We start from the raw sequence: 889 nt of genomic DNA, 5'->3' as shown, positions 1-889 counted from the left end.
CGGCCTCTGACTGGCTCACGCGGGCTGCCCGGCCAGGGCCAGGTCGGCGGCTTCGGGAACGGGCTGCTGTACCTCGGCCTGGGCCTGCACCAACTGCTGCAGCGCACCCCGCAGCACCGGGGCCGACAGCTGCACGGTCAGCTCGATGCGCTGGCGCAGCGATTCGCTGTGGACCTGGCCGTCCTGGATGTCCTCGGGCGTGGAGTACACGCCAATGGGCAGGGTGAGGGCCGAGAAAAAGCCGAACAGCGGGCGCAGCTGGTGGTCCAGGATGAGGGCGTGGCGCGGGCTGCCGCCGGTGGCGGCCAGCAGCACGGGCGTGCCCTGCAGCGCGTCCAGGTCGATGAGGTCGAACAGGTGCTTGAGCAGGCCCGGCAGGCTGGCGCGGAAGACCGGCGCGCCGACGATCAGGAAGTCGGCCTGCTCGATGGCTTCGATGGCCTGCAGCGTGGCCGGCGGCAGGTCGTTCTTGGACAGGGCCGCGCCCAGATGGGGCTGCAGGTCCAGCAGGTCGATGACCTGTGCCTGCAGCGGCAGCTCCTGGCCCAGGCGGGCATGCAGGGCGTCCAGCAGGACACGGGTGCGGGAGGGGCGGCTCAGGCTGCCATTGACGATGACAGTCTTCAGCGATCGGCTCATGGAAACTCCTTGGCGTGGGTTCCAGGAGGCAGCGCGGCATGCGGTTTGCGAAGACTGCCAGCCCGGATGAGGTGGGATGGATGCCTTCATTACAGGGCCGAACGCCGGTATGGCGAAAGAAACTTAACGCATTTGCTTATCGGTTTGGGTGCCTTGGCAAGTGCTTGTTTCTGAAGGGGATTTTGTGGCGCATGGCATGTGCTAATGCGTTCTGGCGATATGGGCACGGCCGCTGCGCCCGTCCACGCGG

Annotated in this window: 1 protein-coding gene; it reads right to left on the bottom strand. The window is 67.4% G+C overall.

What is annotated here, in order from left to right; genetic code table 11:
- Positions 1-15: 15 nt before the first annotated feature.
- The gene (msuE, locus tag L995_RS05190; protein ID WP_016450173.1) at positions 16-639 is read right to left on the bottom strand and encodes an FMN reductase; all 624 of its coding nucleotides are present in this window, start codon (positions 637-639) and stop codon (positions 16-18) included.
- Positions 640-889: the final 250 nt, after the last annotated feature.

This window comes from Delftia sp. ZNC0008, from assembly GCF_000799035.1.
Taxonomy (GTDB): domain Bacteria; phylum Pseudomonadota; class Gammaproteobacteria; order Burkholderiales; family Burkholderiaceae_C; genus Comamonas; species Comamonas tsuruhatensis.
Note: the sequence above shows the minus strand (reverse complement) of the source record. Positions and strands in the feature narration are given on the sequence as shown.

Excerpts from the sequence above, each read along its gene's own strand:
- msuE (WP_016450173.1), bottom strand. The coding sequence starts at position 639 with ATGAGCCGATCGCTGAAGACTGTCATCGTCAATGGCAGCCTGAGCCGC.